The 24,417-nt window shown below is 36.1% G+C and carries 28 protein-coding genes and 3 tRNA genes; 17 read left to right on the top strand and 14 right to left on the bottom strand.

The features are described from left to right. Nucleotides 1–76 precede the first annotated feature (76 nt). Complete coding sequence (locus tag DW114_RS14340) at nucleotides 77–2,317, top strand: EAL domain-containing protein (RefSeq protein ID WP_117454425.1); 2,241 nt, start codon at nucleotides 77–79, stop codon at nucleotides 2,315–2,317. Between the two features lie 57 nt (nucleotides 2,318–2,374). On the opposite strand, the gene DW114_RS14335 is transcribed toward DW114_RS14340, so the two are convergent. The 6 genes from DW114_RS14335 to thrC form a co-directional block, all read right to left on the bottom strand. Next, nucleotides 2,375–2,448, bottom strand: a tRNA-Thr gene (locus DW114_RS14335). 66 nt (nucleotides 2,449–2,514) lie between these two features. Continuing rightward, entirely contained in the window at nucleotides 2,515–3,087 is a 573-nt protein-coding gene (locus DW114_RS14330) for a Maf family protein (RefSeq protein ID WP_117454483.1), read from the bottom strand. After that, nucleotides 3,056–3,808, bottom strand: a complete 753-nt coding sequence (locus DW114_RS14325; protein WP_117454424.1) for a TIGR01906 family membrane protein — start codon at nucleotides 3,806–3,808, stop codon at nucleotides 3,056–3,058. Before DW114_RS14325 ends, DW114_RS14330 begins: the two co-directional genes overlap by 32 nt. A gap of 82 nt (nucleotides 3,809–3,890) precedes the next feature. Then, nucleotides 3,891–4,325, bottom strand: coding sequence for an ACT domain-containing protein (locus DW114_RS14320; RefSeq protein ID WP_117454423.1), 435 nt, complete (start codon nucleotides 4,323–4,325; stop codon nucleotides 3,891–3,893). Then, on the bottom strand, nucleotides 4,325–5,206 hold the full coding sequence (gene thrB, locus DW114_RS14315) for a homoserine kinase (RefSeq protein ID WP_117454422.1): 882 nt from the start codon (nucleotides 5,204–5,206) through the stop codon (nucleotides 4,325–4,327). Before thrB ends, DW114_RS14320 begins: the two co-directional genes overlap by 1 nt. After that, on the bottom strand, nucleotides 5,199–6,692 hold the full coding sequence (gene thrC, locus DW114_RS14310) for a threonine synthase (protein ID WP_117454421.1): 1,494 nt from the start codon (nucleotides 6,690–6,692) through the stop codon (nucleotides 5,199–5,201). The genes thrB and thrC overlap by 8 nt, the downstream gene beginning before the upstream one ends. 120 nt (nucleotides 6,693–6,812) lie before the next feature. On the opposite strand from thrC, the gene DW114_RS14305 reads away from it, so the two are divergent. Genes DW114_RS14305 through DW114_RS14295 form a run of 3 tightly spaced genes read left to right on the top strand, consistent with a single transcriptional unit; the run spans nucleotide 6,813 to nucleotide 10,334 of the window. After that, a complete protein-coding gene (locus DW114_RS14305) occupies nucleotides 6,813–7,988 on the top strand; it encodes a homoserine dehydrogenase (RefSeq protein ID WP_117454420.1) in 1,176 nt (391 codons plus the stop codon). After that, nucleotides 7,985–9,298, top strand: coding sequence for an aspartate kinase (locus DW114_RS14300; RefSeq protein ID WP_117454419.1), 1,314 nt, complete (start codon nucleotides 7,985–7,987; stop codon nucleotides 9,296–9,298). The genes DW114_RS14305 and DW114_RS14300 overlap by 4 nt, the downstream gene beginning before the upstream one ends. 25 nt (nucleotides 9,299–9,323) lie before the next feature. Beyond that, the gene (locus tag DW114_RS14295; RefSeq protein WP_117454418.1) at nucleotides 9,324–10,334 is read left to right on the top strand and encodes an aspartate-semialdehyde dehydrogenase; all 1,011 of its coding nucleotides are present in this window, start codon (nucleotides 9,324–9,326) and stop codon (nucleotides 10,332–10,334) included. Between the two features lie 43 nt (nucleotides 10,335–10,377). Here the strand turns inward: DW114_RS14295 and DW114_RS14290 are convergent, their stop codons facing one another. Continuing rightward, nucleotides 10,378–10,761, bottom strand: coding sequence for a hypothetical protein (locus DW114_RS14290; protein WP_117454417.1), 384 nt, complete (start codon nucleotides 10,759–10,761; stop codon nucleotides 10,378–10,380). Between the two features lie 155 nt (nucleotides 10,762–10,916). On the opposite strand from DW114_RS14290, the gene DW114_RS14285 reads away from it, so the two are divergent. From DW114_RS14285 to DW114_RS14270, 4 genes are all read left to right on the top strand, one after another. Further along, nucleotides 10,917–11,002 (top strand) — tRNA-Leu (locus DW114_RS14285). An 80-nt stretch (nucleotides 11,003–11,082) separates the two neighbouring features. Next, on the top strand, nucleotides 11,083–11,841 hold the full coding sequence (locus DW114_RS14280) for a hypothetical protein (protein WP_117454416.1): 759 nt from the start codon (nucleotides 11,083–11,085) through the stop codon (nucleotides 11,839–11,841). A 79-nt stretch (nucleotides 11,842–11,920) separates the two neighbouring features. Next, nucleotides 11,921–12,463 (top strand): GNAT family N-acetyltransferase, encoded by a 543-nt coding sequence (locus DW114_RS14275; protein WP_117454415.1) that lies wholly within the window; start codon nucleotides 11,921–11,923, stop codon nucleotides 12,461–12,463. A gap of 105 nt (nucleotides 12,464–12,568) precedes the next feature. Beyond that, nucleotides 12,569–12,654 (top strand) — tRNA-Leu (locus DW114_RS14270). Nucleotides 12,655–12,766: 112 nt separating this feature from the next. Here DW114_RS14270 and DW114_RS14265 read toward each other — a convergent pair. The 4 genes from DW114_RS14265 to DW114_RS14250 all read right to left on the bottom strand — a co-directional run bounded on the left by DW114_RS14265 (nucleotide 12,767) and on the right by DW114_RS14250 (nucleotide 15,428). Continuing rightward, complete coding sequence (locus DW114_RS14265; RefSeq protein WP_117454414.1) at nucleotides 12,767–13,426, bottom strand: hypothetical protein; 660 nt, start codon at nucleotides 13,424–13,426, stop codon at nucleotides 12,767–12,769. Beyond that, nucleotides 13,413–13,931: a hypothetical protein gene (locus DW114_RS14260; RefSeq protein ID WP_117454413.1), complete on the bottom strand. Its 519-nt coding sequence runs from the start codon at nucleotides 13,929–13,931 to the stop codon at nucleotides 13,413–13,415. Before DW114_RS14260 ends, DW114_RS14265 begins: the two co-directional genes overlap by 14 nt. Nucleotides 13,932–13,998: 67 nt before the next feature. Then, nucleotides 13,999–14,952 (bottom strand): L-lactate dehydrogenase, encoded by a 954-nt coding sequence (locus DW114_RS14255; RefSeq protein WP_117454412.1) that lies wholly within the window; start codon nucleotides 14,950–14,952, stop codon nucleotides 13,999–14,001. A gap of 101 nt (nucleotides 14,953–15,053) precedes the next feature. Beyond that, a complete protein-coding gene (locus DW114_RS14250) occupies nucleotides 15,054–15,428 on the bottom strand; it encodes a DUF4064 domain-containing protein (RefSeq protein ID WP_117454411.1) in 375 nt (124 codons plus the stop codon). A 159-nt stretch (nucleotides 15,429–15,587) separates the two neighbouring features. Between DW114_RS14250 and ftsX the strand changes: the two genes are divergently transcribed. The 7 genes from ftsX (at nucleotide 15,588) to DW114_RS14215 (ending at nucleotide 21,313) form a co-directional block, all read left to right on the top strand. After that, nucleotides 15,588–16,496, top strand: a complete 909-nt coding sequence (gene ftsX, locus DW114_RS14245; protein WP_117454410.1) for a permease-like cell division protein FtsX — start codon at nucleotides 15,588–15,590, stop codon at nucleotides 16,494–16,496. Between the two features lie 12 nt (nucleotides 16,497–16,508). Next, nucleotides 16,509–18,125 (top strand): murein hydrolase activator EnvC family protein, encoded by a 1,617-nt coding sequence (locus DW114_RS14240; protein WP_117454409.1) that lies wholly within the window; start codon nucleotides 16,509–16,511, stop codon nucleotides 18,123–18,125. An 82-nt stretch (nucleotides 18,126–18,207) separates the two neighbouring features. Then, entirely contained in the window at nucleotides 18,208–19,251 is a 1,044-nt protein-coding gene (gene mutY, locus DW114_RS14235) for an A/G-specific adenine glycosylase (protein ID WP_117454408.1), read from the top strand. Continuing rightward, nucleotides 19,233–19,823, top strand: coding sequence for an NUDIX hydrolase (locus DW114_RS14230; protein ID WP_117454407.1), 591 nt, complete (start codon nucleotides 19,233–19,235; stop codon nucleotides 19,821–19,823). Before mutY ends, DW114_RS14230 begins: the two co-directional genes overlap by 19 nt. An 88-nt stretch (nucleotides 19,824–19,911) precedes the next feature. Beyond that, complete coding sequence (locus tag DW114_RS14225) at nucleotides 19,912–20,634, top strand: aspartate kinase (protein WP_117454406.1); 723 nt, start codon at nucleotides 19,912–19,914, stop codon at nucleotides 20,632–20,634. Between the two features lie 66 nt (nucleotides 20,635–20,700). Then, entirely contained in the window at nucleotides 20,701–20,892 is a 192-nt protein-coding gene (locus DW114_RS14220) for a hypothetical protein (protein ID WP_117454405.1), read from the top strand. A 10-nt stretch (nucleotides 20,893–20,902) separates the two neighbouring features. Further along, nucleotides 20,903–21,313 (top strand): GNAT family N-acetyltransferase, encoded by a 411-nt coding sequence (locus DW114_RS14215; protein ID WP_117454404.1) that lies wholly within the window; start codon nucleotides 20,903–20,905, stop codon nucleotides 21,311–21,313. A gap of 38 nt (nucleotides 21,314–21,351) precedes the next feature. Here the strand turns inward: DW114_RS14215 and DW114_RS14210 are convergent, their stop codons facing one another. Next, nucleotides 21,352–21,543: a hypothetical protein gene (locus DW114_RS14210; protein WP_117454403.1), complete on the bottom strand. Its 192-nt coding sequence runs from the start codon at nucleotides 21,541–21,543 to the stop codon at nucleotides 21,352–21,354. A gap of 93 nt (nucleotides 21,544–21,636) precedes the next feature. On the opposite strand from DW114_RS14210, the gene DW114_RS14205 reads away from it, so the two are divergent. Together DW114_RS14205 and DW114_RS14200 are read left to right on the top strand one after the other, a co-directional pair. Continuing rightward, nucleotides 21,637–22,623: a LolA family protein gene (locus tag DW114_RS14205; RefSeq protein WP_117454402.1), complete on the top strand. Its 987-nt coding sequence runs from the start codon at nucleotides 21,637–21,639 to the stop codon at nucleotides 22,621–22,623. Further along, nucleotides 22,620–22,955 carry a type II toxin-antitoxin system PemK/MazF family toxin gene (locus DW114_RS14200; protein WP_178695199.1) on the top strand — a complete coding sequence of 112 codons (336 nt, stop codon included), beginning with the start codon at nucleotides 22,620–22,622 and terminating at the stop codon, nucleotides 22,953–22,955. Before DW114_RS14205 ends, DW114_RS14200 begins: the two co-directional genes overlap by 4 nt. 62 nt (nucleotides 22,956–23,017) lie before the next feature. Here the strand turns inward: DW114_RS14200 and DW114_RS14195 are convergent, their stop codons facing one another. Further along, entirely contained in the window at nucleotides 23,018–23,647 is a 630-nt protein-coding gene (locus DW114_RS14195; RefSeq protein ID WP_117454400.1) for an HAD family hydrolase, read from the bottom strand. Between the two features lie 62 nt (nucleotides 23,648–23,709). Continuing rightward, nucleotides 23,710–24,177: a hypothetical protein gene (locus tag DW114_RS14190; RefSeq protein WP_117454399.1), complete on the bottom strand. Its 468-nt coding sequence runs from the start codon at nucleotides 24,175–24,177 to the stop codon at nucleotides 23,710–23,712. Nucleotides 24,178–24,417 lie beyond the last annotated feature (240 nt).

Below are 24,417 nucleotides of genomic sequence, written 5' to 3'. Positions count from 1 at the left end.
TCATAGAAAAGGATATTTTTTTTCTACATTTCAGATAAATTAAATGGTATAATAGGGAGGTACATGGAGGAAGAAAATGAAACGGGTAGACAATCAAATCAGACATTCCATTCTTGTGGTGGCAACGATTACGTTTGTACTTATTTCTTTATGTTTAAGTGGTTTGTGGTTTATCAATGACCAGCAAAATGCAAAAACAAATGAATTTTTAGCTCAGATGACCACACAATATAAAGCTTCTATCCTTCGTCAAATACATGGAGATATAGAAACTTTAGATGGGATGGCCACAATTTTAGGGGAAGAAGAAGCTGTGGAAACAGAACATCTGTATCGAATTCTTGAAGAAATAAATAATGCGAATCGTTTTATGCGTATGGGGTTTATTAGAACCGATGGTATGACCACAATGGTGGATATTAGCGGACAGAGAATAGAAAATGTTGATTTAAGTCAAATGGATTATGTAAAAAAGGCATTACATGGTGAAGAAGTCATCACAGATACAATTAAAGATTCTTTTGGTGATGGATATATTAATATTTATGCAGTGCCAATTTATCATAAAGGTAAAATTATTGGGGCATTATGTGCAGTAAATGATTCAGAAATATATCGCAGTATTGTTGATCTGCCTTCATTAGGTAATGGTTTTGCGGGAATTGTGAAAAGTGATGGCGCACTTGTTATACGAAGTAAAGAAGACCCCAATCAGACTTATGATAATATATATCAATTAAGTTTTGATCGTCAGGATGAATTAGAAGAAGCAAAACAGGCGTTGAAAAATAAAGAAGATGGATCTTTCATGTATCATCAGCAAGGCAATACATATCTGGCGCATTTTACTTCTTTGGGAATTAATGACTGGTTAATTGTAAGTATGGTACCTAACTCTGTACTGACCTCTAATTTACGTATGGTTTCCAAATTATCTATCATGGCGATTATCGCAATTATTATTCTATTAAGCGCCTTATTAAAATATATCAATAAAATCATTTTAGGTAGTCGAAAAATATTAGAAAATATCGCATATTTTGATGAACTTACCAATTCTTATACCAAGAGTAAATTTTTACTGGAGGCAAATGCGTTATTAGAGAAAAGTCGATATTATAGTATCGTTGAGCTTGATATTTTAAACTTTAAGATGATTAACGAATTATTTGGATATCAGGCTGGAGATGCTTTTTTGAAATATTTCGCAAAATGTTTGAAAGAGGAAATCCAGACAGATGAATTATATTATCGTCATCATGCGGATTGTTTTGGTCTGATGCTGCATGAACAAGATAAACAAACACTGATAAAACGCATGGAAAAACTAAAAGCGAAGATATGCAGTTATGAACTACATCCGCAACAGCATTATTATATCCAATGCTCCTGTGGAATAAAGATTTTTGATGAACGTGAACAAAATCAGGCGATTGATCTTGTGATCAATCGGGCTATGATGGCATTAAAAGAATGTAAAAAGCATAGCAATAGTGATATCTATATTTATGATGATAAATTATATAATGCTTCCCAACATCAAAGTTTAATAGAATCAAGAATGGAAACAGCACTACAGAATCATGAATTTGAAGTATATCTTCAACCCAAACATGATATTGTGACTGAAAAGATTGTTGGCGCAGAAGCGCTTGTCCGTTGGAATATGGATGGTAAAATCATTATGCCGGATGAATTCATTCCTTTATTTGAAGAAAATGGATTTATCACAAAACTGGATATGTATGTATTAGATCATGCATTCTCATACATGGAAGAATGGCAGTCTAAAGGATATTGTATAAAACAGATAAATGTAAATCAGTCAAGAATGTTGATGTATCGCAGTAATTATATGGAAGATATAAAGAAAATCATAAAACGACATCATGTTGATACTTCCGCAATCGTGCTGGAGGTAACTGAAAGTGTTGCGTTGGAAGATATGGAGATCTTAAAGGAAACAATTCAAAGTGTTCATCAATTAGGCTTTGAAGTGTCGATGGATGATTTTGGAAGTGGCTATTCATCTTTGAATGTTTTACAGGCACTGCCATTTGATGAACTGAAATTAGATCGTTTCTTCGTTAAGGATATGGGTGTAGATCATGAGAAACAAAAAAAGATTATTCAATACATTATAGAATTGAATAAATCATTAAATGTCCGTACAGTTGCGGAAGGCGTAGAAACAAAAGCACAATTAGAGTTTTTAAGGGGCATTGGTTGTGATATCGCTCAGGGATATTATTTCTCTAAACCATTGCCAAAAAATGAATTTGATAAGCTATTAGAAAAAGAACAAGGAAATGAATAGTTTCCTTGTTTTTCTATATAAAAAAAGCCTTCCACTTGGAAGACTTTCATTTTCAGATGGTGCCGACACGCAGAATTGAACTGCGCGCTGAGCATTACCATTGCTCTGTATTACCACTATACTATGTCGGCAGCTTTCTTTGGAAAGCTATTATATTATAATATATTTCTATATTTTTTCAACAGCTTTCGCAAAGTTTATTGATTTTTTAAGAGCTTTTTCAATTCACGGTAGACTTTCGCAATTGGAAGACCCATCACATTATAATAATCACCATGAATTTCCTTCACAAACAATTTACCTTTTCCCTGGATGCCATAAGCACCAGCCTTGTCATAAGGCTCATCACTATCCAGATATTGTTGTAAATCATCCTCCTCAATATTATAGAATGTAACTTCTGTGATATCATGAAATACAATGTGGACATCCTTACCAAGAATTGCTACACCACTAATTACACGATGTGTGCTACCAGACAGCTGTTTTAACATTCGACTTGCATCCTCGCGATTTTTTGGTTTGCCAAGTGGTTCACCATCTAAAATGACCATCGTATCACAGCCTAACACCAATTGATCAGGAAACGCATCCCATACCGTTTTGGCTTTCTGATATGCTATTTTTTCAATTGCTTTTTCTACTGGTATATCTTTATCAAATACTTCATCACAATCACATGAGATAGAACGAAAAGCAAAACCACAGTCCTGCATAAGTTCTTTTCTTCGAGGGGACTTACTTGCCAGTATCAGATTGTGGTAATTCATCATTCCCCATCAACTCCTTATGTACTTTATGTAGCTGATGTCTTAAATAAACATAGCTAACAGCGAATAAACCTGCAAATCCTGCCGCAAACCAGGTAATAATCTTAAATACCAGTTTAAAGAAGAAATCACTAGGGAACAAGTTGATCATCAAATCCGTTGATGGATCCAGCAGCCAGAGATCGTTTCTAAATGCTAAACGATGAAAAGCAGTCCAAAAAGCATCAAAATCAGCATAAGCCCAGAATCCTACCAGAGCAAAAAAGACAAAGAATAAAATCGCCGTTTTCATATAAGCGATACTTAAATGTGTATAAATACCACCACGATATTGGAATATTAAATATACCAAAGATACAAGTAAGGCGACGATACATCCCTTACGTAAGATCAATGCAAAATGATAAAGATTTCTTACATCAACCATATGACTAGCTTCTTTTTCATTAAAGGCTTCTGTTTTGGTGCCTTTTAATGAAATTTCCACTTGAATATCGTCCCGTTCATTTTTAAGATAATCTAACAAAGTATAAGTGGCTTTGTTTAAATCTTTTTCTGTCATCCCAAGGGACTGGGCTGTATTTAAATCTTTATATTCTTTCGCATAGAAGCCTTTATCAAAGCAGTTATAGTCAATACTGGTGATGAGCATAATCAAAACTGCACTGATGGCAATTGCATATGCTGCGATTGCATTAAGTTTTTCAAATATTTGTTTCATACAATTACTCCTTTTCTGAAAGGCATTGTATATCGTATCATAAATTTACGAAAAAAGAAATGTTGCATGTAAAGTTATACATTTATTCTACCGCAATCAAATGTAAATTACTCACACCACGGCAAGTGTTTAACTGTTCAAGCAGCTGGTCTATGGATACCATCATCTCACATAAGTCAAAGGAAATTACCACACTGGCCCAGTCATGAATAGGGATATTCTGGTTAATGGTTAAAATATTCGCATTTACTTTAGACATGGTATTTAGTACTTCACTTAAGATTCCTTTATCATGATGCAACATCAATGAGATGACTGCTTTTCTAGCACTCATGCCCTGTGCAGGAAGGAATACGTAATCTTTGTATTTATAATAAGTACCTCGTGAAATACCCACTTTTTTTACAGCTTCACTCACTTGTTTAACTTCACCATTCTGTAAGAGTGTTCTTGCTTCTATTACTTTATCCAGAACATCTGGAAGGATGGTGCTATCTACAATATAATATTTTTCCATTACATCACCTCATCACTGCTGCCATCATAGGTGGCATGTAATTTACGATAATCCCATGAAGGATAACGCTGTTTTAGCTGTGCTATCAAATCATCAGCGACTTCTTCCTGCTGTGTTAAAGCCATCATTGTTGAACCACTGCCAGATATAAACATCGTCAGGGCACCACAATCCTTTGATAATGTTTTTACTTCATCATATGCAGGTATCAGTTTTTTACGATATGGCTCTTGCATCTGATCGTTACAAGCCTTTGAAATAATGAGTCCGTTACCAATTTCTATTGCTTTGGCAAGGGCTGCGGTACGCCCCATTTGATAAACAGCCTGGGCATAGCTCATTTGATTTGGCAACACTTCACGGGCTTTTTTTGTGCTGACTTCAAAATCGGGAATCATTGTTACAAAAATTAAATCCTTTTTTACACCATAACGAATCATATTTGGTTTTCCCTGATCCATAAAAGAAACAGTCAATCCACCAAAAATAGCAGGAGCAACATTATCTGGGTGTCCTTCCATCTGGGTAGCTAAATCAAATATTTCATATTTATTCATTTTATGGTGAAACAGGGCGTTGGCACCTGTTAATCCTGCGACGATACACGTAGCACTGCTTCCCATACCACGGGCATAAGGAATATTGGTTTCCACATGCATACGTAAACCACTGACTTTCTCGTTTAAATATTCTAATCCCTTTAAAAAGGCCTGATAAATCAGATTGTCTTCGTTACAATATGCAGCTTCACAGCCTGTGATTTCTAAGCCTTCTTCAATTACTTCAAAACTTACTGTACAGTATTCATCCAGTGCGATTCCAAGGCAGTCATATCCTGGCCCTAAATTGGCAGAGGTAGCTGGTACCTGTACCTTAATCATGGAACATTTCCTCCACAGTTTTTTGAACGAAGGCTTCCATATCATCTTTATCAACCAATGCATTGTGACGGATTTCCATTGTGGAAAGTTCTTTTAAAGGCGCAGGAATCTGTGCACCGGTTTTTTCTTCCAGCTGCTTCATACATGCAAATTCATCTTCATCACCTTTGCCAAAGATAGCTTCATATACGGCTGGCGCAAATTTGTAAGGAGATGCTGTAGATAATAATACACATTTATGTTCACTGTCTTCTTTTTCATAATCTTTCATTACTTTATAGGCTACTGCTGTATGTGGATCCATTACATATCCATGCTGTTCATACATTTCTTTGATTGCTTGTGCACAAGCTTCATCATCACAATAACCGCCAGTAAAATCAGCTTTTACACTTTCAAATATTTCTTCCTTGACCTGATAACTTCCTTTTGTTTCTAAGTCTTTCATCAAAGACGCAATATAAGCAGCATCTTTACCACTCTTATAATATAATAAACGCTCCAGATTTGAACTAATCAGGATATCCATACTAGGGGAGATGGTCTTATAGAATGGACGATTACGATCATATACACCATCTTTTAAGAAATCAAATAAGACGTTGTTGGCGTTGCTTGCAACAATGAATTTATGAACAGGCAGCCCCATACATTTCGCATAATAACCAGCTAGTACATTGCCATAGTTTCCTGTAGGAACACAATAGTTGATTTCCTCACCGAATTTGATCTTATTGTTTTTTACCATTTCCTTATATGCAAAGATATAATATACGATCTGTGGAATCAAACGGCCGATATTGATGGAATTGGCACTGGACAATGTTACATGTTGTTTTGCTAATTCATCAGATAGTGCCTGATTGTTGAAAATCTTTTTCACATTGGATTGTGCATCATCAAAGTTTCCTTTAATAGCACATACGCAGGTGTTATTTCCTGTTGTAGTGACCATTTGAAGCTTTTGGATATTGGATACCCCAGCATCTGGATAGAATACAGTAATACCAGTACGTGGCACATCTTTAAATCCTTCCAGTGCCGCTTTTCCTGTATCCCCACTTGTTGCAGTCAAAATCATGACATTTTCATCTGTGTGGGTTTCTAAAGATACGCGCATCAACTGAGGCAGCATACGCAATCCTACATCTTTAAATGCACATGTTGGACCATGGAATAATTCAAGAATTGCTTCATCGTCTACCATGTGTAATGGGGTAATGTCTTCATTGCGGAATTTTCCTGCATAGGCATCGTTTACACAACGTTTCACTTCTTCATCGCTGAAATCAGGAAGCAGCATATGTAATATCGTTTCTGCCATCTGCATGTAATCCATCTGCATCATATCCTCTAAAGGAAGGCGCAGGTTGTCTAAGCCATCATATACATATAGGCCTCCATCGTCTGCAATTCCTTTCAAAATTGCTTGTTTTGGTGTAAATGCTTTGCTTGAGTTTCTCGTGCTTGTATATATTTCTTTCATTTTTTTCATTCTCCTTTTTTTCTATCTTGCAATTCTTTGTATACTATGATACAATGTTCGCAATCTAAAAACAAGTGTTTTTGTTGAAAAGACACATTTTTTATGAAAAGGAGGAAAAACATGAATATTGCGATACTTGGATATGGAACGATTGGAAGTGGTGTACACCAGATCGTTGAAGAAGGAGCTACACTTTTGACCAAGAGCTTACATGTAACACGTATATTGATTCGTAAGGGGAAAGAAAAAACGCTTCCTTATATGTGTGATGATATAGACGACATTGTAAATGATCCTGCAGTGGATTTAGTCGTTGAAACAATGGGAGGCATTGAGCCAGCCCACACGTATATATTAAAAGCATTAGAACATGGCAAACATGTTGTGACTGCCAACAAAGCAGTTGTGGCAGCTTACTTAAAAGATTTTAATGAGTGTGCCAAAGAAAACAATGTAAAATTTTATTATGAAGCTAGTACTGGTGGCGGGATTCCTTGTATCGCCGGACTGGAAAAAGCACTTCGTATTGATGAAGTGGATGAAATACATGGGATTTTCAATGGAACCAGCAATTTTATCTTAGATCACATGCAGCGTTATGGCACAAGCTTTGAAGAAGTATTAAAAGAAGCACAACGTTTAGGTTATGCAGAAGCTGATCCTAGCGCTGATATCGATGGATATGATGTATGTAACAAACTGAGAATTTCTGCAAGTATTGCATATGACTATCATGTACCTGATAACTTCCCGGTCTTTGGTATCCGTAACATTACCAAAGAAGATGTTATGTATTTCAAAAGCATGAATCGTTCTGTTCGTTTTATTGCGAAAACCAAACGTGACGGCGATCGTTATAGCTGTGTAGTAGAACCTATTCTTTTCAAAGAAAGTGATCTGGAAGCAAATACACAGGATAACTACAATTTGATCAGTATGCATGGAAAAACCATTGGGGATTTAAAATTCTATGGACAGGGTGCAGGAAAACTTGCGACAGCCAATGCGGTTGTTCAGGATATTTTAGATATTCTGGAAGGCAAAGAACACATGGAGCGTAAATATGAAAACAAGATGAAATACGATACAACGATTTGTCGTCGTGATTATGTCTTGCGTGCAGATAAAGCATGTCGTGTGTACTTCAAAGGCATTAAGTATGAAACAAGTACCTTTGATAAGTATATGCTGATCAAGGATATCGAAGTTATGAAAATGCATGAATTAATGAAAAAAGTATTAGAAGTAGATCCTACAGCCTTTATGGCAAGTATCTACGAAAGGGAGGACTTATGATTAAAATAACAAAATTTGGCGGCTCTAGTGTCGCAAATGCACAACAATTCACAAAAGTTAAAAACATTATAGAAGCAGACCCTGCCAGAAAGTTTGTTGTAGTTTCCGCAAGCGGTCGTGAACATAAGGACGACAATAAAGTTACAGATTTATTATATTTGATTGAAGCACATTTGAAATACAGTGTTGATTATTTATCTTTGTTTCAATTGATTGAAGAACGTTTTCTAACCATTAAGAAGGATTTAAACCTGCAATATCCAATTGAAAAAGATCTGGAAGAATTAAAAGGACAGTTAAGCAAGTCCATGTCTACTGATTATTTAGTATCACGTGGAGAATATTTAACTGCGAAGCTGATGGCAGAATATTTAGGATTTCCATTTGTGGACGCAAAGGATATTATCACATTCCATTATGATGGAAAAATTGATTTTGATGCGACAAAATATCGCTTAGATGGCTTTATGAAAAACCATGATCGTTTCGTTATGCCAGGCTTCTATGGAGCACTTCCTGATGGTATGATCAAGACGATGTCACGTGGTGGCAGTGATATTACTGGTTCTATTTTGGCACGTATCTTAAATGCGGATATGTATGAAAACTGGACAGATGTTTCTGGTATTTTAATGGCTGACCCAAGAATCGTACATCATCCAAAACGTATTGATAAAATCACATACAGTGAATTAAGAGAATTGTCTTATATGGGCGCAAGTGTACTTCATGAAGAAGCAATCTTTCCTGTAAAAGAAAAGAATATTCCTATTAATATCTTAAATACCAACCATCCAGAAGAAGGTGGAACCATCATCGTAGAAGAAGATGATGGGGAAAGTGGTGAAATGATTACCGGTATCGCTGGTAAGAAAAACTTTACCGTTGTGGCAATTTACAAGAACCATATGTCAGATGAAGTTGGTATTATCCGCCGTGCGCTTGAAGTATTTGAAAACTATCGTGTGAATATCGAACATATTCCAAGTGGTATTGATTCTTTCAGTATCGTTGTTAGTGGTGATGAAGTAAATGATGTAATTTATGATATCGTATCGGATATCAAACGTGCATGTAATCCAGACAGTATCAAGGTAATCGATCATATCGCATTAATTGCGACAGTTGGTCGTAAGATGATGTATAAACCAGGTATGAGTGGAAAAATCTTCTCAGTACTTGGAGAAAATGATATTAATATTCGTATGATTGCACAGGGTAGTGATGAAATCAACATTGTTGTCGGTGTAGAAGATAAAGACTTTGAAAAGACAATTGATGCGATTTATCACAGCTTTGTGAAAGACTAATACTATAAACAGGGAGGAAACGAAAATGAAGACATATAACGTAGCAATCTTAGGGGCAACAGGAGCCGTTGGTCAGGAAATGATTAAAATCCTGATGGAGCGTAATTTTCCTATCAAAGAACTGCATCTGCTTGCAAGCGCAAGAAGTGCTGGTAAAAAAATGTGGGTCAATGAAAAAGAATATACAGTAGAAGAAACAACAGAAAACAGCTTTGATGGTATCGATATTGTATTAGGTGCCGCAGAAAATGATATTGCGAAGAAATACCTGCCCATCGCTGTGGAAAAAGGCGCAGTAGTTGTGGATAATAGTAGTGCATATCGTTTAGATGACAATGTACCTTTGGTTATTCCTGAAGTAAATCCTAATGATGTGAAAAAACATAAAGGTATTATCGCAAATCCTAACTGTGCTACAATTATTGCACTTGTAGCTTTACAGCCATTACATGCATATGCACATGCGAAACGTATGGTCGTATCTACGTATCAGGCAGTCAGTGGTGCTGGTGTTGGCGGTATCCGTGAGCTGCAGCAACAGGTAGAAGCAATTCATGATAATAAACCAGTAGAAGTGAAAAACTTCCAGTATCAGATTGCATATAACCTGATTCCTCAAATTGGTGGATTTAATGAAGAAGGATATTCCAGTGAAGAAATGAAAATGCAGTTTGAAGGCAGAAAAATTCAGAGTAATCCTGAATTAAGTGTCAACTGTACATGTGTACGTGTTCCAGTATTCCGCTCACATTCAGAATCTATCATGGTAGAATTTGAAAAACCGATTGATGTAGAAAAAGCAAAAGTATTATTAAAAGACGCAGCTGGTGTAAAACTGGTAGATGATCCTGTGAATAAAGTATATCCAATGCCATTAGATACTACAGATCAAGATTTGGTATATGTTGGACGTATCCGTAAGGATATGAGTGGTCATGAAAATGCATTGAGTTTCTGGTGCTGTGGTGATCAGGTTCGTAAAGGTGCTGCGACAAACGCTGTACAGATTGCGGAATTAGTGATTCAGAATATGTAGAAAAAAACTCATTCTTTCTATAATGGAGAGAATGAGCTTTTTATTAGTCTTTTGTTTCTGCAGGTTCTTCTGTTTTATCCTTTGCGTCAATAGAGAAATAATCATCTTCTGTATCTGTTTCATTTTCAGATTCTTTTTCTTCTACTTCTTCTACCATGCAGTCCGCAAGGGTGTGCGTCATAAATGAGAATTTGCTTAAAATCATTCCAATGCCATAGAAGATAAAGGAATAAGCAAGATAAGAACCGCAATTTGATAAATAGATACTGATTGTTGTTTCCAGTGTGATCGTGCCAGAGTTTTCTGCACTTGCGGAAATATAATCATGAGTCAGCTTCGCAAATAATAATGTCGCTAATAGAAATAATACCGCTAATACATAAAATAGTATACTAGCCTTTGAGATTTTCTTCGTTTTATTCTTCATAAGTCCAACCTTTCTTTGCACGGGGTTAATTATCATATAAAAATGTGTGATAAAGATGTGTTGTGTGTGAAAAATTGAAGAATTTTATAAGAAGAGCTAAAGAAAGCTAGAATATTTCTTAAAAATATTGTATGATAGTAGGGCAAATGTGCCATGCAGTCGTGGTGGAATGGCAGACACGCTACTTTGAGGGGGTAGTGAGAGTAATCTCGTGCGGGTTCAAGTCCCGCCGGCTGCACCAATAGAAAAATTTCGTCCCATTTTAGGGACTTTTTTCTTTTTTACGAGTATAATGAAGTTAGGAAAGCAAAGGTGAAAGGTATGAAAAAAATCATAATGCTGTGTTGTTTATTACTGCTTGTATGTGGCTGTCAGAAAACTGAAGAAAAGAAAGTGGAAAAAGAAACGCCAACTACGGATACAACAGCTCCAAAGGAGAATACTTCCTTGAAGCTGGATGAAGCCAAGGACTATGTGTATGTTGCATCATCTGTAGAGGCAAAATTATCAGATGAACAAAAGCCTTACTTTGAAAAGCGCGATAAAGCAATCGATACGCTGGTGGTAAATATCAATAGTGAGGATGCTAAAAAGGTGAGTCAGGAACTAGAAAAAAGCGCAAAATCTTTACAGGAGGAAATGAGCATTGGGGATGATGGCTATGTAGCTCGTTTTACTTCATTAAGTGGAGGCGCAATGGTAAGTGATTCATATATTTCTATTCTGGTAAAACGTCAGCCTTTCATATGGCAGTCAGAAGGCGTTTCTCCAACCTATCAGGTGTATGTATTTAAAAAAGATGATGGAACGTTAATATCTCAAGAGGATATGCTGAAGGAATTGCATTTAAGTGATGAGGATGTTGTGAATAAATTAAAAGCTATCTATGAAGAAAATAATTATGAAATCTGTGGTACAGAAATGGCAGAATGCTATTATGAACCTGAAATTTTTAGAAATGATGAACATATGCCGGATACTGCAATGTATGTAAATGATAATAATGATCTTGTTGTATATGTAAGAAAAAGTTTTGGGTTAGGATACACATGGGAACCTGTAATTATTGGATTGTCTTAAAATCATATACTTTTTCTATCTTATGATTATGAATTATGGTATCATAGTAAACAATATCATGAGAAAGGGAGTGAGATAGATGATATTAGAAACAAAACGTTTAATATTACGGCCATGGGAAGAAAGTGACGCACAGGATTTATATCAATACGCAAAAGATCCAAAAGTTGGTCCTGCGGCAGGATGGCCGGTGCATACGAGTGTGGAAAACAGTAGAGAAATCATAAAAACGGCACTATCTGCGCCAGATACGTATGCCGTTGTCTTGAAAGAAAGTGGAAAAGCAGTTGGAAGCATCGGTTTGATGAGAAAAGAAAACAGTAATTTGAGCATTGAGGATCATGAAGGCGAAATTGGTTATTGGATTGGTGTTCCTTATTGGGGAATGGGGCTGATACCGGAAGCCGTTAGAAAAATGCAGGAATATGCGTTTGAAGAAGTTCATATGCATACACTGTGGTGTGCTTATTATGATGGAAATGAAAAATCACGACGGGTTATGGAAAAATGTGGATTTACATATCACCACAGCGTGGAGAATGTTTCTTGTCCATTGATTCATGAGGTAAGAACTGAGCATGTGATGTGCTTACGTAAAGAAGACTGGTTGAAAAGAGCTTAATTTTAAGCTCTTTTCTTATCAAAAAAATATAGGTTTATTATATTTTTGGAAAAGGGACTAGACGAACATCAAAAAATGTTGTATTATTATAAAGCACAAAAACTTGCAGAAGTGGTGGAACGGCAGACACGCTGTCTTCAGGCGGCAGTGGGAGCAATCCCGTGAGAGTTCAAATCTCTTCTTCTGCACCAGGTTACGTGTTGAGCGCTCTATATCAGCGCTTTTTTTTATGTGAAAGAGGGCAGAAGAAGAGATGCGTTCCCACTGCATGAATATAAAACAAAGACCTTGATTTCAAGGTCTTTATGCATCTATAAAGCTTTTTAATTTGTTGATGATATTGCATAATAGCATTTGTGCTTTGGATAAGGCGTTTTGATCTGCTTGTACATGGGCAGTGAAAGTACAAATATCTTTATATGTTGAAATGGATAATTGAAAAGATGGATAGGTACGCAGCGCAGTAATCACATATGCATCCATGATTTTACAATCATCAAGGCGCATTTGCGTATCATCTAATATACCAAGATTGGTGTAGGATATCGTGGGATTGTGGAAAACTTTACACGCAAGAAGTCGTATCCAGGATAGTGGCAAAAGGTGATAAAAGGTATGATACCATTTGATTTCTTTTAAACTGCTGTTTCGCAAACGTTCTTCTTTCATTTGGATGTGTATTTCCTGAAGGATCTCCATCCAGTTTTTATGCGCAATATCATGAATGGTAATTGCATAATCACCAGTAAAATTCGTGATACTTGTATCAGGACAATGTAATAAAAAAGGTCGTAGATTGACAGGGCATGGTATCGTAATAGATGATTGATGATATAAATCATAAAGTGCTAGCAGATAGGCACACATGCAGACATCATTAATTGTGACCTGATGATTGTTTACGATATGTTGAATTTCTGCGATTGGAATTTTTTGAGTAAGAATACGCTCATGTGTATTCATTATCTATGATATTTAGTTTTATCGGCACAGCCTTTGGCTTTTTATGTATAGGCTTTTTGGTCTTTATGAAAGAAAGTGAGGATAGATTTCGCTCATTTTGAACCGTAATAGAATCCTTATTGTAAAAGTGACATAAAAGATATAAGAGCTGCATAGCACCATTTCCATCACATAAAACATGACTGCATCCTATACGCAAATCATCATAACCTTGCGCATGTTGAATCTGAATCTGTAACTGGGGGTGTTTGGTAATATCCCATGAAGAAAAATCGAAGTCGTCTACTTCATCAATGATGGTATAAGATGTTAAGGGAAGCCATGCATGTGATGATTCATCATATCGGCATGCCCATTGTGGCATGAAATCAATACATTGTGAAACAGCCTGTGATAATTTGTTGATACATATGCATGGTTGTATACGCAATTGAAAATATAACACAGGTTGTCTTATGGATAAATCTAATGCTTCTAATAAATCTAGTTCTAATGCTGGATACATTTTATCACACCTTTTTTTACATGATAGCATGTTTTGGAAAAGAAAAAAAGCTGACAATGAAGTCAGCCTAGATATCTAAATCTTTATAGAAAGAGCGAAGATGTGCACAAGATGCCTTAAATTCAGTCATTTCCTGTTCATTCAAACGTAATTCCACAATTTCTTTTGCGCCACTGCGATCCATGATGGTAGGAACGCTGATATATAAATCAGTTTCTCCATATTCTCCATTCAATAATGTGGATACAGGCAGAATCTTGTTTTCATTATATAAAATGGTTTTGATAATACCAACCGTTGATGCCGCAATGCCATAACATGTATTGCCTTTACGATTAAAGATTTCCCACCCACCTTTGATGGTTGCTTCTTTAATTTCATCATAAGGATGTTTTCCAATACGATCTTCATTGTCATGCACAACACTATAAATATCCTTACCGCCAATGGTTATCGTACTCCATGGAATCATTTCACTATCTCCATGTTCTCCAATTACAAGGGCATTCACACTTCTAGGATCTACATCAATACGTTTAGCGATATTACATTTTAAACGTGCAGTATCTAATGTAGTACCACTTCCAATTACTTGATTAGCTGGCAGCCCACTTAATTTATAAGCATAATAACTCATGATATCCACAGGATTGCTGACAACGATCAAATGCCCATCAAATCCGGTTTTCATAATACTTCCTACAATAGATTTCATGATTTTCTTTGAAGAATCCAACATAATCAAACGATCATTTTTATCTTTTGGCATAGGTGCACTGGCTGTAATGACGATAATGTTTGCATCTTTACAATCATCATATGTACCAGCATGTACACTTACATTACGATGCATGTATTCCATGCAATGTGTTAAGTCTAATACTTCTCCTACAACTTTTTCTTCATTTAAATCGATTAATGCGATTTCATCACAGATTCCCTGATTTACAAGGCAGAATGCAGTACTGACACCAACGTTGCCAGCACCGATGATCACAACTTTACTTTTCTTGATATTCATTAATATACACTCCTTATACTTCCTAGTATGGCCTAAAACCTTTACAAGTATAGCAGTAGATATGGTTTTCTGTAAAGAAAAAAAGTAGGTTTCCCTACTTTCTAAATAAATGATTTCTTTTCTTTGCGAACAAGACACATGACGCCTGCACACATCAATAAGATAAAGCTGATGATATTGATGATGTTGGAAAATATAATGATAATTGCCGTTACAATCATGATAATGCCGCAGATTTTAGGGTTTTTATCTGTATTCAGTGCTGCGAAAGCTGAAATAATTGATGCGATAAAGGCAGGAATATACATCATATACATCGCTTGAATATCGCTGCTTGTGAAATGGATACCGATTTCATCATATTTACCAGGCTCCAATGTGATCTGAATGCATAAATACAAAGTAAAACCTATCAATGCTGCCGCAAGCAGGGCACCAATCAGGCCTAAAATCCTTTCTTTTTTTCTGTTGAACATGCCATCACTCCTCAATCCATATGAACAAATTATACGCTATTTTGAAAGAATTGCCAATCGTTATTTTTTATCATTATTTTCAATGGGATAAAATCGTGTTACAATAAGAGGGAAAAGACAACAAAAGCTGAAAATAGCTGGAAATAAAGAGATGATGCTATGAAGAAAATATATCGACATGTAAAATTTTATATCAAAACATCCTTAAAAAGCATACGCCGTCATATTGGCATGACTTTATCAGCTGCCATGGCAGTTTCTATTACACTGATTTTGATTTCGATGTTTATGCTGATTGGGGATAATTTAAAAACATTTACCTATCACATTGAAAAGCAATTAACGATTCGTGTCAGTATTGATAATGTTGCGACCCAAAAAGAAAAAGAGGCCTTAATGGCAGATATCAAAAAGATGGATGGTGTAAAAAAAGTTACCTTTAGCAGTGGAAAAAAAGAATTGGAAGAGTATAAGAAAGAATATAAAGATTCCAATCATTTGTTTGATATGTATGATGGGAAAAGCAGTCCTATTCGTGATGCACTTATTGTAGATATGGAAAATGCCAATCAAATCGATGCCGCATGTAAAGAAATATCCACAAAGAAGAATGTAATTTCAGCGGATTATGGAGGAGATCATACAGATGAGATGATTTCTGTATTTGCTTCTATTCGATCTGGTAGTATGATTTTTATCGTATTTTTGGTATTGATTGCGGCTTTACTAATTGGCAATAAGATCAAAATGAGTATTTATACAAGAAGAGAAGAAATTGCCGTGATGCGTAATGTGGGTGCCAGCAACTGGTTTATCAAAGCACCAATGATGCTGGAAGGTATGTTGATTGGATTTTTTGGTTCTATCATACCTGTCGTATTAACGATATTTGGATATCAATATTTATATCAGGTGTTCCATGGTGTATTTTTAAGCGATATGTTTCAATTACAGGCGGTATATCCTATGACAATTCAGATATCTTTGATATTGATAGGCATAGGTATGGTCGTTGGACTTGTGGGAAGTTTTTTATCCACAACAAAATATCTACGTTGGAAACGTTAGGAGGGTTGTTGTATGAGAAAAAGTGTCATGATTTCATGTGTAGCGTTGGCGATGATATTATCACAATCATACCCATTACAGGCGGAAAGCTTTGAGGGCAAAGAAGATGAAATGAATAAGCGATGTTCTGCAATCTATGATGAAAAAACCCAAAGCGAATGTTCGGCATATAAAGATTATCTGGTGAATAAAAAGAGTGATGCGGATAAGCGTGTTAAAGAACTGTCAAAACAAATTGCGGCAGTTGAAGGGGATATCACAAAATTAGGTTCTGTGATTGAACAAAATAATGCAGAATTAGCATCTGCGCAAAAAGTATTGGACAGTATTGAAAGCTCTGTGCAACAGACCAATGCATCCATTGAGAAATTAAAGGTACAGATCAAAGAAAAAGAGGATAGTATCAAAGAGCGTGACCAGTTAATGAAGGCACGTTTAGTAGAAATGCAGCCATATGTCGGCAGTAATAACTTTATTGATTTCCTTATGGGCGCCTCAAGCTTTACGGATCTTTTAAGAAGAACAAGCATAGTTGGCGAATTAAACAGTTATGAACAGGAACAGATTGAATTATTAAATAAAGAAAAGAAAGAGCTGAAATTGAAACAGGATGATGTGACTTTAAAAAAAGAATTATTAGAGGCACAGAAAAAAGATGCGAAAGCACAAAAGGAAGAAGTATCCGCAATCAAAGAGGCGAATGAAAAGCTGATGTCAGTTTATCGTAAACAACAAGAAAGCATCACTGCACAAAAGGTAGCGGCGCAGGTTTCCAGTGGGCAATATGCTTCCAGTATTCCAAATATTGATTTAAGTATCATACCAGATAACTGGGGTAGTGATACAGGAAAAGAAGAAACTCCATCAGATAATGGTGATAAGAATCAGGGAAATAACAACAATCAAGGATCAAATACGAATGATGGCAAAGGCGATAATGGTTCAAGTAATCAGAGTGGTTCTAATCAAAACAATGGCGGTAGCTCTAACAATGGTAACGCTGATGGAAATCATAGTGGTGGAAACAGCTCTGGTGGAAGTTCAGGACCGGATTTAAGCTCTGGCTGGGTATATCCAATACAGGGGAATTTCTATTATTCTCAGGGAACATGGGCATATACCGATGGTTCTCCACACAGAGGAATTGATTTTGGAACCTATCAGAATACGGGGTTGCCAATCATTGCGCCAGCAACTGGTATTGTTGTGGCAGTAAATGATGGTGGTGTGGCAAATCATCCTTGGGATGCAGCCCCATCCGAAGCGGAACAGATGGCAGGATATCCATATGGTGCAGGAAATGGCATGCATATGATTGTCAACGTGAATGGCATATGTTATGGCTTATCATTTTATCATTTAACAACTGGTTCATTTACCGTCAAAGAAGGCGATATCGTAACACAGGGTACTATGATTGCACGAAGTGGCAATGCAGGAAACAGCTGGGGACCACATTTACATTTTGAGGTAATGCGATTAGGCAAAATGTCTATGAAAGAAGGCGTACAGATGTTCTATAATTATGGCAAAGATTATTTCTATGGAAAATATTATGTAAGTTCCGCAAGATGTGATGTGACAGGAGAACCTTGTGCAGTCCGTCCGGAAAGTTTATTAGGCATATAAGCTGAAAACGATCATGAAATATGGTCGTTTTTTTTTAAGCAATTTATGTGTGTAATCAAACAGAATGTGGTAAAATAACCCCATGGAAAAGATAAATAACAAACAACTCGTAGAAGATTTATTGGCATGGTATGACGCCAATGCAAGAATATTGCCATGGAGAGAAGAAGCAACACCTTATCGTGTATGGGTATCTGAAATTATGCTGCAGCAAACCCGTGTGGAAGCAGTAAAACCATATTTTGAGCGTTTTATCCATGCATTGCCTGATATTTCAGCGCTGGCACATGCAAGTGAAGATACATTAAGAAAGTTATGGGAAGGATTGGGCTACTACCATCGAGTAAGCAATATGAAAAAAGCAGCCATTCAATGTATGGAACGATTTAATGGGCAATTACCATCTACATATGATGAATTGTTAAGCTTATCTGGTATTGGCGCATATAGCGCAGGTGCAATCGCTAGTATTGCGTTTCATCAACCGGTACCAGCAGTTGATGGAAATGTATTGCGTGTATTTAGTCGTGTATGGGTAATCGAAGATGATATCTTAAAGGAAAGCACAAAAAAGAAATTCCAGAAGCTGTTAATGGAGGTAATTCCAAAAGAGCGTCCGGATGCATTCAATCAGGCGGTAATGGAAATCGGAGCAATGGTATGTGTACCAAATGCTGCACCCAAATGCCATATTTGTCCACTTGCCCCTCATTGCAAAGGATATCAAACAGGTGTTACACACAAACTGCCAGTGAAAGCGGGAAAGAAAAAACGTACGATTGAAAAGAAGTATATCGATGTGGTTGTATATGAAGACAAAATATTGCTTCAACAAAGAGAAAAAGATGGATTGCTGGCGGGACTATATGAATTTAATACCTTTGATTATCCCCAGGAGGAAGAACTGTTCTTATCCACGCTGGATATCGAAAAAATCGTACCTTTAAAAGATAGTAAACATATTTTTACACATAAAGAATGGCATATGAGTGGAAAACTTGTATTCATACGGAAAAAGATAAAAGGCAACTTAGTCAGTATGCAGGATTTGGAAGAGCATTATGCGATACCTTCAGCATACAAAGCGTATAAGGAGGGATTGATAGAATGGATGAAACATATGTAAATGATGCATTATATCAGAAATTAAAGACATTTCAGCCATGGAATGAACAAGAAGCGGCTGATCAACGTGTCATGCTTGCATATATGGAACAATTCCCTGATATCTATAATCGGGAAAACGTCTTTGCTCATATGACAAGCAGTCCCTGGATCATGAATCATACAAAAGATAAAGTGTTGATGATTTATCATAATATTTATCGATCATGGGGATGGTGCGGTGGTCATTGTGATGGAGATCATGATAGTATTCATGTGGCATTAAAAGAGGGAAAAGAAGAAACAGGATTACAACATCTAAAACTTGTCAGTAAAGATATTCTGGCAATTGATATATTGCCTGTACCACCACATACAAAGCGTGGAAAATTTGTCAGTGCCCATGTGCATTTAAATGTCACATATTTATGCAGTGCAGATGAAGGGGAAGCCATCACCATAAAACCGGATGAAAATAGTGGTGTGGCGTGGATACCAATAGATAAAATTAACACTTATGTAAGTGAAGAAGATATGAAACCGGTATATGAAAAGCTGTTAAAGAAAGCGAAATACTATGAGGACATGTTCTAAAATGAATATGTCTTTTTTATTTGAAGGACGATTTCTTTCACAAACCGGTATGTTTTCACATATGGTATAGAGAGTATGGGGGTATATGATGAAAATACGTGTGATGAAATTTGGCGGTACATCTTTACGTAATCGAAAGACAAGAACCTATGTGTACCGGCATGTAATAGAAGCCAGTAAAACAAGCAAAGTGTTGATGGTAGTTTCCGCAATGGGAAGATATCCGGATGCCTATGCAACAGATACACTGCTATCACTTGGCAATGATCATATCAGTAAAGAAGAGAGCGCAAGACTTGTGTCAATTGGAGAGCAGCTGTCTGCCCTTACCATTAGTTCAGAATTACAGGAAATGGGCATTGATTCCTATTCTATTCCCTTTTGCGATGCAGGAATTATCACAGATGATACGTATGATTACGCAAGAGTGTTGGATTTAGATGATCATATGGTAAAACGTCGTTTACGAGATTACGATGTAGTGGTGAGTGGCGGCTTTATTGGTATCAATGATGAAGGAAAGGTCACAACCCTTGGCAGAGGCGGTAGTGATTATAGTGCAGTGTTATTTGCGGATATGCTGGGACTAAATGAAGTGGAAATTTATACAGATGTGGATGGTGTATATACGATGGATCCCAAAATGCATACGTATGCGATGAAATATGATCAGTTAAGTTATGATGAAATGTTGAATATGAAATCAAGAGTTCTACATGATCGCTGCGTCACATATGCTAAAGAACATCAAATCACCATTCATTTAAAGGGAACATTTTCCTGCAGTGCAGGAACAATTATTTCTCAATAAAAGTGACATAATTTCACATAACACGTACATGGATTTATGATATAATAGCTTTGTGAGGTGAATTCTATGAAAAATATCATTTTAGTAAAAAACCTGAATGACAATGATCAGGTAGAAACTTTAAGAAAAGCATTAAGTGAAACAAGAGTTGATTTTGATATCAATTTGGATAAAAAATGTGTGATTGTGGAAGGCAACAGCGATATGGTGGCAATTGCCAGAAAAGTTGTTTCTGATCATGGATTTATGATTATTTAAGGTATGAAAAATGTTGACGTGGAAGAAAGATCAAAATCAAAACGATTGGCATATGATCAGGGAAGAAGTCTTTGTGAAAGAACAGGGATTTCAAAATGAATTTGATGACATCGATGATTTCGCAACGCATATCTGTATATATGAAGATGGAAAAGCACTTGGCTGTGTTCGCTTTTATGTAGAAAATGACAAAATGCGTATTGGTCGTCTGGCAGTGTTAAAACAGGCGAGAAAAAAACATCTAGGTGCATATCTGTTAGAACTTGCAGAGCGTGAAATCAGAAAAAGTGATTATCGGGAAGTATATCTAGATGCCCAATGCAGGGTGGCTGGATTTTATGAAAAACAAGGATATGTAATATGTGGAGAACAACATTTAGATGAACATGTTCCCCATGTATTGATGAAAAAGGTTCTTTAAATGACAAAGACTTTTACTTGGAAATAAGTAAAAATATATCATTCATCTTTCTTGAATATCAAAATATCAAGAAAAGCAGCAGCTCCTATCAAAAAGGCCAGTAATTTATCAAGCCACAGATGGTTCGCAAAGAATGACATAAAGAATGTGAAGTTTAATAGTTTATATAAAGCATAATGTAAACAAAAAGCAATACTGCACACAAGTGCAGTTTTTTGTATTTTACTCATTTTTTTCACCTGTTTTATTCTATGAAAGTTCATTGGATTTATGAATGATTTTCCAAAGGTGGGCATAAAGTAGAATGTCAGGGAGGAAAAGAAATGAAAGCAAAAATCATAGCGGGTATCGGAATCGTTGTGCTTGTCGCTGCATTGGCATTCTCTATGAAGCCAAAGCCGTTTGATGAACAATTTGAAAGTAAAATGAACGATATGGATTCGTACATCTTAAGTGGCGATATGGAAATCACCAAAGGTGAGGACGTAAAAACATACGCTTTAGAAGTGGGATATCAGAAAGATGAAAAAGATTTATTTAAGGTATCCTTAGTTGACAAGGAGTTAAATCAGGAACAGGTGATATTGAGGAATGATGGCGGGGTGTTTGTGGTAACGCCAAGTCTGAATCAGGTTTTCAAGTTTGAAGGTGACTGGCCATTAAATTCTCCAAAGCCATATCTGTTGCAGAGTATCGCAGAAATCGTGAAATCCGATAAAGCAGAAATCACGAAGAAAGATGATGGTTATTTGGTAAGCAGTAAGGTCACATATCCAAATAATAAGAATTTTAATCAAGAAGAAATCATGTTTGATAAAGATGCCAATTTGAAATGGATACAAATCTATAATTCAGATCATGCAGTACAGTTAAAAATTGTATTCAATAAATGTACGTATGATTCAAAAATGAAAAAAGATTATTTTAAGACACCAGAAGCATTAGATAGTAAGACGAGTACAAATGGAATCAGTGAGGAAGATTTACCACTATATCCTGTGCAGGTATTTGACGCTGATTTACAGAAAGTATCTAAAATGAATACCGGAGCACAGATGAAACATGTGTTAGAATATGCAGGAGAAAAGAATTTCACAGTTGTAGAGTCAATGCGCAAGGCAGTGCCAGAAACCCAGACGGTGTTGATGCCAGGGGAAATGGTAGATAGTCTAGATGTGGTGGGGTTTTATGATGGCAATCATATGAGTGTGATTCATAATGGGGTGGAATACAGTGTATATTCTGAGGAATTGGGTCCTGAGGAAATGATGCAGGTGATCAACAGTATGCAGGTGGCTGTGATGAAATAATGGTAAGACGAGGAGATGTTTATTATGCAGATCTTTCTCCGGTTGTAGGAAGTGAGCAGGGAGGTGTGCGTCCTGTTGTTGTGGTACAAAATGACAAGGGCAATAAATATAGTAAAACGATCATTATAGCGCCAATTTCAAAGAAAATGAGTAAACCGCCAATTCCGACACATGTGATTTTTTCTGATTCGTCTTTGAGTTATGTATCCATGATTTTATGTGAGCAGTTACGAACAATTGATAAGAAACGTTTGGGACAATGGATATGTACGCTGGATGATAAAACAATTGATAAAATAGATCAGGCAATTCGAGTGAGCTTGAATATATAATTTGCGTATATAAAAAGGATGTCTTTTTGAAAAAAATGTAAAAAGGCATCCTTTTTGGGCGTTTAGTTGGAAAATAAGGTTAAAAGTTCATCAAAGGAATCGATTTTTGCGTCATATGAATCAACAGTGCCAAATCCATAAGTGGCGTATATGAATGGAATTTGTGCGTCTTCGCAGGCTTCTTTGTCTTTTTGAGTATCTCCAATATAAATAGCATCTTTTAGATTGTTTCGTTCCATTAAAAGGCGTATGTTTTTTCCTTTTGGTAGACTGGTGCGGCCACTGCATTCGCTATCTTTGAAATACTGGCCAATTGGATGGGCAGTAAATAAGGCATCGATATAGCCATCTTGACAGTTGCTGACGATAAATAGATTGTATGTTTTAGATAGTTGTGATAACACTTCTTTTACGTTTGGATATAAAATACCGCCATGTGTTTTTAAGTGATTGTTTTCGTTGTCGCAGCATTTTTGAATAAATGTCAGACGTTCACTTTTTGATAGGTATGGAAAAAACTGATCAGCAATATCAGGAATCAGTAGTCCCATTACACCTGCCATCATATCGTCTGTAATGAGTGGGTAGTTTTTGTTTTCTTTTGTGATAATTTCGTTGTAAGCTTCACAAATCTGATGTGTCGCATCCCATAGCGTACCATCAATATCAAATATTAAATTTTTTGAAATCATATCCTTCTCCTGTTTTCTTTTTGTTTATGCGCTATTATGGTATCATATTTTGAGGATATTTTCTATTGATCTTCTGCTTGCATTAAAATATTACAGTACCAGAGATTTTCGTCATGTACCAGATCTAAACGCATTTTTTTGCCTTTGTTTAGGCGGCGTTCAATTTTACTGTTCATGGCAAGTGGGATAATGATTTCTTTGCATGGGAAGCCTTCGCCACAGGATAGGAATAAATCGTTATGTATGATTTTAAAGGCGTTGGTGGACCATGTGCCGCTTTTGTTGTAAGTACCAGTTCTGTTTTCTATTTTGGCAGTGGCTATTTTTGTGGCAACTGTATAAAGCATCCAGCGACATGATTTTTCAATGCATGGAGAATATTGGAAACTGGAGAAGCGTTGTTTCTTTTTTAGGTTCACCATTTTTGTGATTAGACGTTGTAATTCAGATAAATATATGTATTCATATTGTTGAAGAATTTCGTGTTGTTCTTCATCAGTCCTTAGTTTTATTTGTACAGTGTAATACATAGTGGTCATCTTCTTTCTTTTTCATGAATTCATAAATATTCGTTTTTTTAACAAATTTTGGACAATTTTTTTGCGATTTATTGAAAATTAAGCTGTCAAACAAAAATGGAAATGTCTTAAAAATAATTAAACATTAGTACCGGATTATAGCTTTCCATCAAATGCTTCGATCACCATCACATTCATCCCTTTTTTCAGATATGCTTTACTACCAGATTTCGTTATAGGAATAAAATACTT

Origin of the sequence: Absiella sp. AM09-50 (assembly GCF_003433845.1) — a bacterium.
In the GTDB taxonomy this organism is placed as follows: Bacteria; Bacillota_I; Bacilli_A; order Erysipelotrichales; family Erysipelotrichaceae; genus Hoskinsella; species Hoskinsella hominis.
The sequence above is the reverse complement of the archived record's forward strand: the minus strand, read 5'-3'. Positions and strand labels throughout refer to the sequence as shown.